Origin of the sequence: Streptosporangium amethystogenes subsp. fukuiense (assembly GCF_042665875.1) — a bacterium.
Lineage (GTDB): Bacteria > Actinomycetota > Actinomycetes > Streptosporangiales > Streptosporangiaceae > Streptosporangium > Streptosporangium fukuiense.
Genome location: NZ_JBHTEE010000001.1, coordinates 4,690,131 through 4,703,489, shown reverse-complemented (window position 1 = coordinate 4,703,489; position 13,359 = coordinate 4,690,131). Strand labels below are relative to the sequence as shown.

Below are 13,359 nucleotides of genomic sequence, written 5' to 3'. Positions count from 1 at the left end.
AGTCGTTCCGAGGTGCCCCATCGTTAGCGACATAGCATCTTTCCAGCTCAGGGCGTAATTCGCTCCCCCCGAACACACCGAAAGCGACATTTTCGGCTATGTACGAAATTCGTATTTATCGGGGGAATTCATGCGATGTATCTTCGGCCTGGCCACCGCCGGGCTCGTCCTTCTCAGCGGCACGACGGCTGCCGCGGACGCGCTGCCGCAGCCGCCGGGCCGCGGGCCCGATCCGGCCGTGGGCCGGCCGATCGCCGATCCGCCTCCGTGGCCGCCGCGACCGATGCCTCCGGGACCCGGATCTATCATGCTGCCCCCGCGACCGCCGATGCCTCCGGGACCGATGCCTCCGGGGCCTGGGCCGCTGCCTCCGGGGCCCGGGTCGATGATCCCACCCCCACGACCTCCGTTCCCGCCGCGGCCTCCGCTCCCGTGGCCACCCGGCACCTGGGGCCAGCCGATCCCACCTCGCCCGACCCCGATTCCGCCGTGGCCGACTCCGTGGCCGCCGCGCCCGTTCCCGCCAAGGCCGACCGGATGGCCGCTTCCGCCGTGGCCGACTCCGTGGCCGACTCCGTGGCCGCCGCGCCCGGTTCCGCAGTGGCCCGTGACGGTGGGCGTACCACTGGGCAGGGATCTCTCACTGACCGTCGCGGGCAGGGCGGGCACCCGTAGCGTCCAGCTCAGCTGCTCGCCGGTCTTCGGGACGCACCCGCGCGCGGCGGACGCGTGCGCGGCGCTCTACCCGGCGCAGGGCGACCCGGCCCGGGTCAGCCCGACATGGATGGGGTGCGCGCGGGTGTACGACCCCACGACGGCGAGTGCGACCGGCACCTGGGACGGCCAGTACATCCAGTACCGGCGGACCTTCAGTAACGCGTGCGACATGCACGCCGCGACAGGTGCGGTCTTCGATTTCTAGGTCCTGACCCTCGCGAGGCCGGGGGCGGTGAGCGTCCCCCGTCGGCGCCCGTCATGAAACGGCGGCCTGATCGCCGGTGAGGGTGCTCACCGCCCCCCCCGGCACATCGGCTCCTGCGGTGGCGGGGCATTCCGCCACCGCAGGAGTCTGAAATACCCTTGGGGCGGCGATGCCGTCGTCGCGTCCTCGCGGGGCCGCCGGCCGTGGACCGTGCCCCCGCCCGGCCACCCGTGTGCGGCGCGCATCCGCCGCGTACGGCCTGGCGCGAGGCGTAGAGAGGGCACGACTTGACCGGACGGCTGCTGAACTGGGCGGGCAACATCACCTACGGCGCCGCGCGGTTCCACCGCCCCGGCAGCATGGAGCAGCTCCAGGAACTGGTCGCCGGTAGCGACGCCGTCCGGGCACTCGGCACCCGGCACTCCTTCAACGAGATCGCCGACCGCCCCGGCGGTGATCTCGTCTCGCTGGAGGATCTGCCGGGCGGGCCCGAACTCGACCCGGCACGCGGCACGGTCACGGTCGGCGCCGGGGTGCGTTACGGCGAGCTGAGCCGCCATCTGCACGGTGCGGGCTACGCGCTGCACAATCTCGGCTCGCTGCCGCACATCTCGGTCGCCGGTGCCTGCGCCACGGCCACGCACGGCTCGGGCGACGCCAACGGCAACCTGGCGACCGCGGTCTCCGGCCTCGAACTGGTCACCGCCGACGGTGAGGTCACCTTCCTCAGCCGGGATCGGGACGGCGACCGCTTCGCGGGGGCGGTCGTCGCGCTCGGCGCGCTGGGTGTCGTCACCAGGGTCGTCCTCGACGTCGTCCCGGCCTTCGAGATGCGGCAGCACGTCTACGAGAACCTGCCCTGGGCGCGCCTTGAGGAGCACTTCGAGGAGATCACCTCGGCCGGGTACAGCGTGAGCATGTTCACCGGATGGAACGGCCCGGTGATCGACCAGGTGTGGGTGAAGCGGCGCGACGGCGAGCCCGGCCCGTGGGAGCCGGCGGCGCGCTGGCTGGACGCCACGGCCGCCCCGGCCGACCGGCACCCGCTGCCGGGGCTGTCCGCCGTCAACTGCACCGCGCAGCTGGGGGTGCCCGGCCCCTGGTACGACCGGCTGCCGCACTTTCGCCTGGACTTCACCCCGAGCAGCGGGGAGGAGCTCCAGTCGGAGTATCTGTTCCCGCGCCGCCACGCCCTGGCCGTGCTCCGCGCGCTGGACGGGGTCAGGGACGTCGTGTCCCCCGTCCTGCAGGTGTCGGAGATCCGCACCGTCGCGGCGGACGAGTTGTGGCTGAGTCCCTCCTACCGCCAGGACGTCGTCGCGGTCCACTTCACCTGGAAGAAGGACTGGCCCGCGGTACGCCGGGTGCTCACCGTGATCGAGGACCTGCTGGAGCCCTTCGAGGCCCGCCCCCACTGGGGCAAACTCTTCCTGATGGGCCCTGAGCGCCTGGCGTCCCGGTACGATCGGCTACCGGACTTCCGGCGGCTGGCCGCCGACCTCGACCCCACGGGCAAGTTCCGCAACCCGTTCGTCAACGATCGTCTCTTCGCGGACGGTGCCACCTCATCGGTGTCGAGGTGACGGTCTGTCCGCCGGCCGGTCGCCTCGCCGAACGGGGCACGCCGGCGCTGCCCCTGCTCTGCGGCGCTGCCGGGTAGCGCCGACGTCGGACTGCGCCTCGCCCCCTGACCGGTTCGTCACTTCCTGGAGACGAGGCCGCGGGTGATGGCCTCCTCGCGGAGGCGTTTCAGCGGGATCGCTGTGCCGTTGCGGTCGATGCGCCAGACGTCCCAGCCGGCGCACGCCTTGCTCCCCGCGGCCGCCGCCCCGGCGGCGGACAGGGAGTGGTACGCCTGGTCCGTCGCCGCCAGCCTGATCCTGCCGTCCTCCTCGATCGTGGCGTGGTGGACCTCGCCTCTGACCGTACGGAAGATCTTGGTGTTCGCCGCTATCAGTCCGTGATCGATCAGGTCGATGACCTCGACGCCGTAGTGGCGGCGGCCGGAGAGCGGCTCGGGGGGAGGCGGGAGGGGGATCACCGGGAGACGGAAACCGAGTCTGGCCGGGTTCCAGATCTCCTCGCAGAGCAGCCGGTAGAGGTGCTGGCGTTCCTCGATCTCCCGCACACCGAATTCGGGGCAGGGCCGGAACGCCTTGTCGAGCCCCGAGTCCTTGAGGTAGTGGGTGAACGGGGTGTTGCGCACGCGGCTCTTGGGATGCAGGGAGGCGGCGAGTCGGTTCTCCGCGTAGTAGTGCTCGATCTTCTTGGCGTAGGGGTCGTCACGGAAGCTCGCGTTGACCGACTTGGGCAGGAGCAACAGGGCGCCGAGGCGGTTGCGCCGGATGTAGAACTCCGCGGTGGTCTTGACGGCGTCCCGGTACCGTTCGAAGCGGTTGGCCCAGATGTGCTCGATCTCGTAGTCGCGCCGTCCCCGCAGGAAGTCGTACTCGTGCTGTCCGCCCTCGCAGGCGCGCTGGACGTGGGCGGTCATCCGGGAGAGCAGGTAGCGGACCACGCGGCGGTTGTTGGCCCGCAGCCCGAAGGAGGCCAGTTCGCGGAAGTCGTGGTCGAGCAGGGAGGTCTCCCGGCCGAGGACCGTGGCGACGTCATCGACGGTCCGGCAGATCCGCAGGACGGGAATCAACCGGTGGATGATCTCGTCGAGGTCGCGGCGCTGCACGGGAAGGTTGTTGACGCACCTGCGCACGTAGAGGAGGTCGAGGAAGGACGCGACCATCGAGGTCTTCCGGGTGAACGTCTCGTCGGAGTCGTCGGAGTCGTCGGGGGAGACGACGGAGAGCAGGAGGGTGAACTGGCTGTCGATGCCGTTGTAGCCGTTGAAGTAGACGGCGGCCAGGGCGGGGCTGAACTCCCGGCAGGCGCGGAGCAGTTCGCAGTAGCGTTTCGACACGTCCGTGAGCCTCCGCACGAACTTTTCGGCCTCTGCCGGGCGGCCGAGGCCCAGCTGGACGTCGTTGCGCAGGATCCACTCGTGGACGGCCCGCCCGATCTCGACGGCGTCCTCGGAGTCCTTGTCGAGGTGCGCGTACTGCGCCAGCAGGAACGAGCGGACGTACGCGCTGGGTGTGTTGGCCTCGGGGGAATCGGTCTCGGCGGTGGTGAGCCGGGCCAGCATGTCGGCCCACTCCCTGCCCAGGCCCTCGCGTGCCTGCTCGCCGATCCGCCGGAAGAGGTGGCCCTTGAGCAGGTCCACGTGGCTCAGCCGGAGCCCCCGGTCGTTCATCGACACGAAGATCTCGCGGCCGTTCTCCTGGTCGAGGGCCCGGATGCCGACCAGGCAGACCCGGTCCAGCAGCCACCGGACGAAGGGCACCAGGGCCTCGCCGCGCAACTTCTCGGGGAACTCCCCGTCGATCTCCCTGCTCCGGTCGTGCAGGTTGCGCACCGAGACGTGCGCGTCGTCGGGCAGGGTGAACCCCTTGAGACCGTTCCAATCGGTGACCAGGGAGTTGAGCAACTGTGCGCGGGACAGTTCCTCGGAGCTGCCGACCTTGAAGCTCCGCCTGCCGTGCCGCGCCGTGTAGGTGAGCCCTTCCAGCTCGTCGACGTTGATCAACATCTCCTGGTCGAGCAGCAGTTGCCGGAGATAGATCAGTACGAGGTGGAGGGTGGTGACGCGCTGCTGGCCGTCGACGAGGAAGGTGCGGCCGTCGCTCTCGTGGTAGACGTAGGGGCCCAGGAAGTACGGGGCGTAGCGGCCGGCCTCCTCCTGGTCGTGCAGGGGGTTCCACTGGCTGAGGAAGCGCTGACTGAGGTCGTCGATCAGCGTGCTGACCTCGTGCCGGGTCCAGGTGTACTCCCGCTGGTAGTAGTCCAGTGCGAAGGAGTTCCGCTCGAAGAGGGCACGAACCGTCACGCCCTCGCCGTGAATGGGACTTTCCACCATGAAGTCGGCAGCGCCTCTCGCTGGGGGCGACTCACTCAAGAGCCGATTATTCTCATTTATCACTTTGAACCGGCGAGCGTTACCGACCGCCGCGAAGTCGTGACCTGGATCTCCGAAAGGGGCGGGCCCGAAGGGGCCTCGCGCTGTGACGGCCGCCCCTTCGGAGGCCGAGTGTCAGGCGGGTAGGCCGAGCATGGCCGCGTGGCAGCGCATGGTGTGGTCGAAGGCCGGGGTGCGGTCCATGATCGTGTTGTTGAACTGGCCGAACAACTCGAAGCTGATCCAGCCGAACAGGCCGGTCCAGGCGATCAGGCCGCGGACGATCACGTCGTCGGGAACGTCGGGCATCAGCTCGCGCACGCGTGCGGCGTCCTCGCGGAAGGACGGCGGGACGGGCGGGTGGTCGCCGGGCGGCTTCAGGGCTCCGGCCCGGTGGGCGTCGGAGACGATCCGGCCGTAGACGACGGTGTCGCGGATCGCGGCGGGGACGGTGTCCTGCGGGGCCTGGTAGCCGGGGACGGGGGAGCCGTACAGCAGGGCGTACTCGTGCGGGTGGACCAGCGCCCAGTCCCGTACGGCGTGGCAGACCGCCATCCACCTGCCCGCGTGGTCGGTGTGCGGGACGGCCGCCTCGGCGTTCTCCACGGCCTCGCCGAGGGCGTTGTAGCCGTCGATGATCAGGGCCGTGAGCAGGTCGTCCTTGGAGGGGAAGTAGCGGTAGATCGCGGAGGAGGCCATGCCCAGCTCGCGGGCGACCGCGCGCAGGGACAGGCCGCTCGCGCCGTCGACGGCCAGCTGCCGGCGGGCGACGTCGGTGATCTCGCGGGTCAGCTCGGCCCTGACCCTCTCGCGTGCGGTGCGGCTCGAACTCATGCCGCGACCATATCAGAGCACTGAAAAGAAACGAGAGCACTGCTCTTGACGAGCGGCGCTCTTTAGCGAGAGCATTGCTCTCAGAACGGAACGGCAATCTCTGAGGAGCCTCCATGATCCCCCTGGCCAGGAACGCCAACCTGCTCGTCACGTTCCTGCTGGAGCTGGGCGTGCTGGCCTCGGTCGGCTACTGGGGTTTCGTCACCGGCTCGAACTGGCCGGTGAGGCTGCTCCTCGGCCTCGGTGGCCCGGCGCTGTTCATCGTGGCCTGGGCGATCTTCGGCGCGCCCAACGGCGCGATGATCCCGCTCACCGGTCTCGCCCGCGCCGTCCTGGAGGTGCTCTGGTTCGGCGGCGGCGCCGCGGCGCTGGTCATGGCCGGCCGCGTCGTACCCGGGATCGCCTTCGCCGCCGTCTTCGTCGTCAACGCCGCGCTGCGGCTCATCTGGAACCAGTGAAGGAAGAACCATCATGGCCAAGCACGTCATCGCGGGAGCCGGTCAGGTCGGCTCCGAGGTCGCCCGGTTGCTGGCCGGGCAGGGACACGAGGTGGTCCTGGTCAGCCGTTCGGGTTCGGGGCCCGAACTGCCGGGCATCCGCAGGGTCGCCGCCGACGCGGGCGACCGCGCGGGACTGACCGCCCTGACCGAGGGCGCCGCCGTCCTCTACAACTGCGTCAATCCGCCCTACCACCGGTGGGCGCGCGACTGGCCGCCGCTCGCCGCGTCGCTGCTGGGCGCCGCCGAGGACACCGGCGCCGGATACGTCATCCTCGGCAACCTCTACGTCTACGCCGCGCCCACCAGGCCGATGCGGGAGAGTGACCCGCTGACCCCGCCCAGCGCCAAGGGCGAGGTGCGGGTCCGGATGTGGCAGGAGGCCCTGGCCGCGCACCGGGCGGGCCGGGTCAGGGTGACCGAGGTGCGCGGGTCCGACTACTTCGGCCCCGGCTGCCTGGACCAGTCGCACCTGGGAGAGAGGCTCGTCCCCAGACTGCTGGCGGGCCGGACCGTCCGCGTCATCGGTGACCCCGCGCAGCCGCACAGCTGGACGTATGTGCCCGATGTCGCGCGGGCCCTGATCGCGGCGGGCGAGGGCGACCGGGCCTGGGGCCGCGCCTGGCACGTCCCGACGAACGAGCCGATGGCGGTGCGCGAGGTCGCCACGCGGCTGTGCGCGCTCGCCGGGATCCCCGACCCGGGGGTCAAGGCCATGCCCCACTGGCTGGTACGCGCCGCCGGGACCTTCTCCCCGATGCTCGGCGAGCTGGAGGAACTGCGCTACCAGTTCGTCCGGCCCTTTGTCCTGGACTCGGATGACTTCCAGGCGGCCTTCGGCATCGCGCCGACCCCGATGGACGAGGCACTGACCGCGACGATCGCATGGTGGCGCGACCGCCTGGCCGCGGCGGCGTAGCGACACGGGTCGCATGCCGTACGGCGCGGGGTGCGACGTACGCGCCGGAAAGCACGCGCCGTAGGCTCTCGGCATGAAGATCGCTGTCATCGGCCTCGGGGACATCGCGCAGAAGGCGTACCTGCCCGTCCTCGGCGCGACCCCCGGCCTCGACCTGCACCTGTGCACTCGCGACCGGGCCACACTCGACCGGCTGGGCGACGCCTACCGGGTCGAACGCCGGCTCTCCTCGGTGGACGAGGTGCTCGGCGCGGGGGTCGAGGCGGCCTTCGTGCATGTCGCGACGGAGGCGCACAGAGGGGTCGTCGAGCCGCTGCTGCGAGCCGGCGTCCACGTCTACCTGGACAAGCCGATCGCCTACACCCTCGCCGAGGCCGAGCGCCTGGTGCGGCTCGCGCGGGAGAGCGAGCGGTCGCTGCTCGTCGGTTTCAACCGCCGCAGGGCGCCGTCCTACGCCGCTCTGCGCGATCTTCCCCGCGACCTGGTGGTGATGCAGAAGCACCGTGCGCGCCTTCCGGACAACCCGCGGACCGTCGTCTACGACGATTTCATTCACGTCGTGGACACGCTCAGGTTCCTGGTGCCGGGCGAGGTCGAGCACACCGTCGTCCGCACCCGGGTCAGGGAGGGGCTGCTGGAGCACGTGACGCTGGAGCTCTCCGGGGACGGCTTCACCGCCTTCGGGATCATGAACAGGGTGGGCGGCCTGGCGGAGGAGAGCGTGGAGGTCATGGGCGGCGGGGCCAAGCGCCGGGTGGTCAACATGGCCGATGTGACCGACCACACCGGCGCCGAGACCCTGACCAGGCGGGGCGACTGGACCCCGGTCTCCCGGCAGCGGGGCATCGAGCAGGTCTGCCTGGAGTTCCTCGACGCGGTCCGCTCCGGCGGCGTCCTCGACGCCGGCGACGCCCTGGCCACCCATGCGATCTGCGAGGACATCGTCACCGCCGCGGCCCGGTAGCGTGCGACGGGACGCGACCTCGGGATCAGAGCCCGCGCGAGCGGTGCGCCTCGGCGACCCGGCCGACGCCGATCACATGGGCGGCCTGGCGCAGGGTGATCCCGCACTCGGCCGAGACCGCCGCGACCGTGTCGAACGCGTTCTCCACGAGGCCGCGGAGCCTGGCGTCCACCTCGCGAGCGCTCCAGGAGCGAGCCTGTGCCTCCTGCAGCCACTCCAGGTAGGAGACGATCACACCGCCCGCGTTGGCCAGGATGTCGGGGACCACCGTGACGCCCGCGTCGGCGAGGATCCGGTCCGCCTCGGGCGTGGTGGGGCAGCTGGCGCCCTCCACGATCAGGCCGGCTCTGATCCGGGGGGCGTTCTCCTCGGTGATCGCTCCCTCCAGAGCCGCGGGAACGAGCACGTCCACGTCGAGTTCCAGCAGGTCGTCGTGGGACAGCGGGTCCGCCTCGGGGTATCCGCGCACCCCACCGGTCTCCTTCGACCACGCCCGCAGACCGTCGACGTCCAGGCCCGAACGGTTGACCACGGCCCCGGTGCTGTCGGAGACCGCGACCACGAGAGCGCCCGCGTCGGCGAGGTGGCGCGCGGCGGGGGCGCCGACCTTGCCGAAGCCCTGGACCGCGACGGTACGGCCCCCGGGGGAGCCGCGCATCGCCCTGAGCGCGGCGAACCGCACGCCGCGTGAGGTGGCCTCCGCCCGCTCCGGCGCGCCGCCGCAGGCCGCCGATCCGCCGGTCATCACGCCGGGCACCGGGTAGCCCGCGTTCACCGAGTAGGTGTCCATGATCCAGGCCATGGTCCGCCTGTCGGTGCCGACCTCGGGGGCCGGGACGTCCCGCTCGGGGCCGACGATCGGCAGCACCTCGTTGACGTAGCGGCGGGTGACCCGCTCCAGCTCCCGGGCGCTCAGCGAGGCGGGGTCCACCGAGACGCCGCCCTGGGCGCCTCCGTACGGGATGCCGGCCAGCGCGCACTTCCACGTCATCCCCATGGCCAGCGCGGTGACCTCGTGTACGTCGGTGCGAGGGTGGAAACGGATGCCGCCCTTCGCCGGGCCACGGGTGATGTTGTGCTGCACCCGGAAACCCTGTACGACGTCCATCCGGCCGTCCTCACGGCGGACCGGGACCGACACGGTGAGCGAGCGGCGGGGAGTGGCGAGCACGGCGCGCAGGCTGTCGTCCAGGTTCAGCCGGTCGGCCGCCTGGTCGAGCTGGAAGAGCGCGGAGTCGAGGGCCTGCCGGCCTGGGCTGACGGGAGCGGTGGTGGCCGGCGTCGTCGACGGCACCGTGAGCGTCCTCAAGGGAAACCTCCGTACGGAGCACATGGTCACGATCAGAGTAGGTGTGGTTTTTTGCCTGCGGGGACGGGCAGTGTTTCGTTCTCGTGACCGCTCCGAGGCCCGGTCGCGTCACCGCGACCGGATGGTGCGTTGTTATCTGCCCGCGTCTCTGGGCAATCTGGGGGGAAGGTAAGGATCTGGTGGGCTTCCAGTAAGGATTCCTGCCGTCGTGCGGTGACTGAGGGGATGAAGGTGCCGGAACTTGTAGTCGGACCGATGCTGCGTTACGTCGACGAGACGAGCGCGTCGGTATGGCTGGAGACGAGCGAGCCGTGCGAGGTGACGGTCGAGGTCGATGGCGTGAGCTCGCAGGCCAGGACGTTCACGGTGCACGGTCACCACTACGCGATCGTTGACGTGGCGGGTGGCGGGACCTACCGGGTACGCCTGGGTGCCGAGACCGTGTGGCCGTTGCCCGGCCAGCCGCCCAGCCGTATCCGCCTGCTCGGCCCCGACGGGCCGGACCGGGTGATGTTCGGCTCCTGCCGGACCAGCGTGCCGCACGACACCCTGCACACGATCTCCCACGGGGTGGACATGCTGCGCGCGTACGGCTGCACCCTGATGGAGACGCCCGAGGATCGCTGGCCCGACCTGCTGCTGCTCCTCGGCGACCAGGTCTACGCCGACGAGCCCTCCGCCGAGATGCTGGAGTTCATCGGAAACCGCAGGGACAGCGAGCCGAAGAAGGAGATCGCCGACTTCGAGGAGTACGCCGAGCTGTACCGCCTGGCGTGGACCGACCCGGAGATCCGCTGGATCCTCTCCACGGTGCCGACCGCGATGATCTTTGACGACCACGACCTGCGCGACGATTTCAACACCTCCAGCACCTGGCGCGAGCAGATGGAGCACGTCCCGTGGTGGCGGCACCGGGTGATCTCCGGAATCGGCGCCTACTGGGTCTACCAGCACCTGGGCAACATGTCGCCGGCGGAGCGCGCCGCCGACGAGCTGCTCAGCAAGGTCTGCGCGGCCGAGGCCGACGGCGCGGAGGTCCTCGACGCCTTCGCCGACCACGCCTACGACGTACCCGCCGACAGCCGGTGGAGCTACGCCCGCGACCTCGGCGACACCCGTCTGATCATGCTCGACTCCCGCTGTTCCCGCCAGCTCACCCCCGGCGACCGGCGCATGATCGACCCGGTGGAGTGGGAGTGGCTCACCGAGCAGCTCCGCAGGGACGGCGCGAAGCGCTACGTGATCGGCTCCTCGGTGCCGTTCCTGCTCCCCGCGGGCATCCATCACATCCAGAACTGGAACGAGGCGCTGGCGCAGGGGGCCTGGGGCGCCAGGGTGGCCCGCTGGTCGGAGGCGTTGCGCCAGGGGCTGGACCTGGAGCACTGGGCGGCCTTCCGGCGCTCCTTCGAGGACCTGTCCAGGCTGCTGGCCGGGCTGGGCAGGCCGGTGATCGTACTCTCCGGAGACGTGCACTACTCCTACGTCTCGAAGGCGCGCGGGCTCCCCATCTACCAGTTGGTCTGCTCGCCGATCCGCAACCCGCTGAGTCGCACACTCCGCCTGGCCAACATCGTCGCCCAGTTCGGCGTCGCCAGCCTGATCGGACGCTCCCTGTCCCGCCTGGCCAAGATCCCCAAGGCGCCCTTCAAGTGGCGGATCACCAACGGCCCGTGGTTCTCCAACGCGGTGGCGGTGCTCTCCCTGGACACCGCCCCGACGTCCGTCCGCTGGGAGACCGCCACCGGAACCGACATCTCGGAGATCGCCACGGTGGAGCTGGAGGGGATCTAAACAGGTCGGCGGCTCACTCCGCCAGCTCGGCGAGGACGGCGCCGAGCTGGTCGATCGCCCAGACGAGGTCCTCCTCGGAGATGACGATCGGCGGGGCGAGACGGACCGTCGAGCCGTGAGTGTCCTTGGCCAGGACGCCATGGGCCATCAGCGCCTTGGAGACCTCACGCCCGCTGGCCAGGGACGGGTCGATGTCGACGCCCGCCCACAGGCCGCGGCCGCGGACGGTGACCACGCCCTGGCCGATCAGGCCGCGCAGCCTCTCGTGCATGACCTCGCCGAGCTCCCTGGCCCGCGCCTGGTACTCGCCGGTGCCGAGCATCTCGATGACCGCGTTCGCGACCGCGCAGGCGAGGGGGTTGCCGCCGAAGGTGGAGCCGTGCTGCCCCGGCCTGATCACACCGAGCACATCCTCGTTCGCGGTGATCGCCGAGACCGGGACGACGCCGCCGCCCAGGGCCTTGCCCAGCACGTAGATGTCGGGGACGACGCCCTCGTGGTCGCAGGCGAAGGTGTGGCCGGTGCGGCCCAGACCCGACTGGATCTCGTCGGCGATCATCAGGATGTTCTCCGCGGTGCACAGCTCGCGGACCTCGGTGAGGTACCCGTCCGGCGGGACCAGCACGCCGGCCTCGCCCTGGATGGGCTCCAGCAGCACCGCGACGGTGTTGGCGTCGATGACCTCGTGGATCGCCTCGACGGAGCCGTACTTCACGACCTTGAAGCCGGGGGTGTACGGGCCGAAGCCGTCGTGGGCGTCGGGGTCGGTGGAGAAGCTGACGATCGTGGTGGTGCGGCCGTGGAAGTTGTCCTCCATCACGATGATGTTGGCCTGCTCGGCGGCCACCCCCTTGACCTCGTAGCCCCACTTGCGGGCCACCTTGATCGCGGTCTCCACGGCCTCGGCGCCGGTGTTCATCGGCAGGACCATGTCCTTGCCGGTGAGGTCGCCCAGCCCGGCGGCGAAGGTGGCGAACTGGTCGTGGAAGAAGGCCCGGCTGGTCAGGGTGAGCCTGGACAGCTGCTCCTGGGCCGCTGCGATGATCTTCGGATTGCCGTGCCCGAAGTTCAGCGAGGAGTAGCCGGACAGGCAGTCCAGGAAGCGCCTGCCCTCCACGTCGACCACCCAGGCACCCTGCGCCTCGGATATCACGACGGGCAGGGGATGGTAGTTGTGAGCGCTGCGGCGCTCGCTCAGCTCGATGAAGTCGTCCGTGCTGGTCATTCGGTATCCGCCCCTCCTAGGTCCGTGGCCGTTTCGCCCGGCACTATCCCCTGATCTCCAGCGTGCAGCACTTCGGACCGCCCCCGGCCTTGCGGAGCTCCGACAGGTCCACGGGGATGACCTCGAAGCCCCGGCGCTTGAGCTCCAGCTGGAGGTCGGCGGCCTCGATGTTGATCACCACGTTGGTGCCGTCGCTGACCGCGTTGAGGCCCAGCACGGAGGCGTCGCCCTCACTCGCGATGATGGCGTCGGGGAAGAGGGCGCGGAGCACCTCCTGGCTTCCAGGAGAGAAAGCCCCTGGGAAGTATGCCACGTTATGTCCGTTCAGCGGGAAGAGGGCGGTGTCCAGGTGGTAGAACCGCGGATCCACCAGCTGCAGGGTGACCACCGGCCGGCCGAGGAACTCCTGGGCCTCCTTGTGGGCGAAGATGTCGGTGCGGAAGCCGGTGCCGGCCAGCACCAGGTGGTCGAGGGTGAGGAAGTCCCCCTCGCCCTCGTTGGTGAAGGTCGCCTCCTGGGCCCGCTCGTAGCCGTTGTCGACGAACCAATCCAGGTAGGCGGGTCCCTCGGCCGCCCGCTGCGGATGGGTGAACCGCGCGCCGTACACGCGGCCGCCGACCACCAGCGCCCCGTTGGCGGCGAAGACCATGTCCGGCAGGCCCTCCACCGGGTCGATGAGGCTGACGCGGTGGCCGAGCTCCTGGTAGGCGCTCCTGAGCGTCTCCCACTGGCTGATCGCCACCTCGCGGTCGGCACCGGCCTCGGGGTGCATCCACGGGTTGATCGCGTACTCAACCGCGAAGTGGTCAGGCCGACACATGAGGTAGTGCCTCGTCATGAATAACCCCGTATCGAAGGTCGTGGTGAAATGCCGGCCCAGTGGCGGCGACATCAGCCTAGGAAACGGTGTTCTCGCAGGCCAAGAGCTTGCCCTTGCGTTCTGGCGCAG

Annotated in this window: 11 protein-coding genes; 6 read left to right on the top strand and 5 right to left on the bottom strand. The window is 70.3% G+C overall.

The window, feature by feature from the left end:
* Positions 1–613 precede the first annotated feature (613 nt).
* Both ACFQVD_RS19945 and ACFQVD_RS19940 read left to right on the top strand, forming a co-directional pair.
* Positions 614–922: an SSI family serine proteinase inhibitor gene (locus tag ACFQVD_RS19945; protein WP_343978512.1), complete on the top strand. Its 309-nt coding sequence runs from the start codon at positions 614–616 to the stop codon at positions 920–922.
* A gap of 287 nt (positions 923–1,209) precedes the next feature.
* The gene (locus ACFQVD_RS19940) at positions 1,210–2,505 is read left to right on the top strand and encodes an FAD-binding protein (RefSeq protein WP_343978509.1); all 1,296 of its coding nucleotides are present in this window, start codon (positions 1,210–1,212) and stop codon (positions 2,503–2,505) included.
* Positions 2,506–2,621: 116 nt separating this feature from the next.
* On the opposite strand, the gene ACFQVD_RS19935 is transcribed toward ACFQVD_RS19940, so the two are convergent.
* Positions 2,622–4,802 (bottom strand): DUF262 domain-containing protein, encoded by a 2,181-nt coding sequence (locus tag ACFQVD_RS19935; RefSeq protein WP_343978506.1) that lies wholly within the window; start codon positions 4,800–4,802, stop codon positions 2,622–2,624.
* A 204-nt stretch (positions 4,803–5,006) separates the two neighbouring features.
* Positions 5,007–5,705: a TetR/AcrR family transcriptional regulator gene (locus ACFQVD_RS19930; RefSeq protein ID WP_343978503.1), complete on the bottom strand. Its 699-nt coding sequence runs from the start codon at positions 5,703–5,705 to the stop codon at positions 5,007–5,009.
* Between the two features lie 113 nt (positions 5,706–5,818).
* Between ACFQVD_RS19930 and ACFQVD_RS19925 the strand changes: the two genes are divergently transcribed.
* The 3 genes from ACFQVD_RS19925 (at position 5,819) to ACFQVD_RS19915 (ending at position 8,085) form a co-directional block, all read left to right on the top strand.
* Positions 5,819–6,163 (top strand): YrdB family protein, encoded by a 345-nt coding sequence (locus ACFQVD_RS19925; protein WP_343978500.1) that lies wholly within the window; start codon positions 5,819–5,821, stop codon positions 6,161–6,163.
* A gap of 13 nt (positions 6,164–6,176) precedes the next feature.
* Positions 6,177–7,121, top strand: coding sequence for an NAD-dependent epimerase/dehydratase family protein (locus ACFQVD_RS19920; RefSeq protein ID WP_343978497.1), 945 nt, complete (start codon positions 6,177–6,179; stop codon positions 7,119–7,121).
* Positions 7,122–7,194: 73 nt separating this feature from the next.
* The gene (locus tag ACFQVD_RS19915; RefSeq protein ID WP_343978494.1) at positions 7,195–8,085 is read left to right on the top strand and encodes a Gfo/Idh/MocA family protein; all 891 of its coding nucleotides are present in this window, start codon (positions 7,195–7,197) and stop codon (positions 8,083–8,085) included.
* Positions 8,086–8,110: 25 nt separating this feature from the next.
* On the opposite strand, the gene ACFQVD_RS19910 is transcribed toward ACFQVD_RS19915, so the two are convergent.
* Positions 8,111–9,394: a Glu/Leu/Phe/Val family dehydrogenase gene (locus ACFQVD_RS19910; RefSeq protein WP_343978491.1), complete on the bottom strand. Its 1,284-nt coding sequence runs from the start codon at positions 9,392–9,394 to the stop codon at positions 8,111–8,113.
* A 225-nt stretch (positions 9,395–9,619) separates the two neighbouring features.
* Between ACFQVD_RS19910 and ACFQVD_RS19905 the strand changes: the two genes are divergently transcribed.
* Positions 9,620–11,185 (top strand): alkaline phosphatase D family protein, encoded by a 1,566-nt coding sequence (locus ACFQVD_RS19905; RefSeq protein ID WP_449343696.1) that lies wholly within the window; start codon positions 9,620–9,622, stop codon positions 11,183–11,185.
* A 13-nt stretch (positions 11,186–11,198) separates the two neighbouring features.
* Here the strand turns inward: ACFQVD_RS19905 and rocD are convergent, their stop codons facing one another.
* Complete coding sequence (rocD, locus tag ACFQVD_RS19900; protein WP_343978485.1) at positions 11,199–12,410, bottom strand: ornithine--oxo-acid transaminase; 1,212 nt, start codon at positions 12,408–12,410, stop codon at positions 11,199–11,201.
* 43 nt (positions 12,411–12,453) lie between these two features.
* Entirely contained in the window at positions 12,454–13,248 is a 795-nt protein-coding gene (ddaH, locus tag ACFQVD_RS19895) for a dimethylargininase (protein WP_343978482.1), read from the bottom strand.
* Between the last annotated feature and the right edge of the window lie 111 nt (positions 13,249–13,359).

Excerpts from the sequence above, each read along its gene's own strand:
- ddaH (WP_343978482.1), bottom strand. The coding sequence starts at position 13,248 with ATGACGAGGCACTACCTCATGTGTCGGCCTGACCACTTCGCGGTTGAG.
- ACFQVD_RS19905 (WP_449343696.1), top strand. The coding sequence starts at position 9,620 with ATGAAGGTGCCGGAACTTGTAGTCGGACCGATGCTGCGTTACGTCGAC.
- ACFQVD_RS19925 (WP_343978500.1), top strand. The coding sequence starts at position 5,819 with ATGATCCCCCTGGCCAGGAACGCCAACCTGCTCGTCACGTTCCTGCTG.
- ACFQVD_RS19915 (WP_343978494.1), top strand. The coding sequence starts at position 7,195 with ATGAAGATCGCTGTCATCGGCCTCGGGGACATCGCGCAGAAGGCGTAC.
- ACFQVD_RS19930 (WP_343978503.1), bottom strand. The coding sequence starts at position 5,705 with ATGAGTTCGAGCCGCACCGCACGCGAGAGGGTCAGGGCCGAGCTGACC.
- ACFQVD_RS19920 (WP_343978497.1), top strand. The coding sequence starts at position 6,177 with ATGGCCAAGCACGTCATCGCGGGAGCCGGTCAGGTCGGCTCCGAGGTC.
- rocD (WP_343978485.1), bottom strand. The coding sequence starts at position 12,410 with ATGACCAGCACGGACGACTTCATCGAGCTGAGCGAGCGCCGCAGCGCT.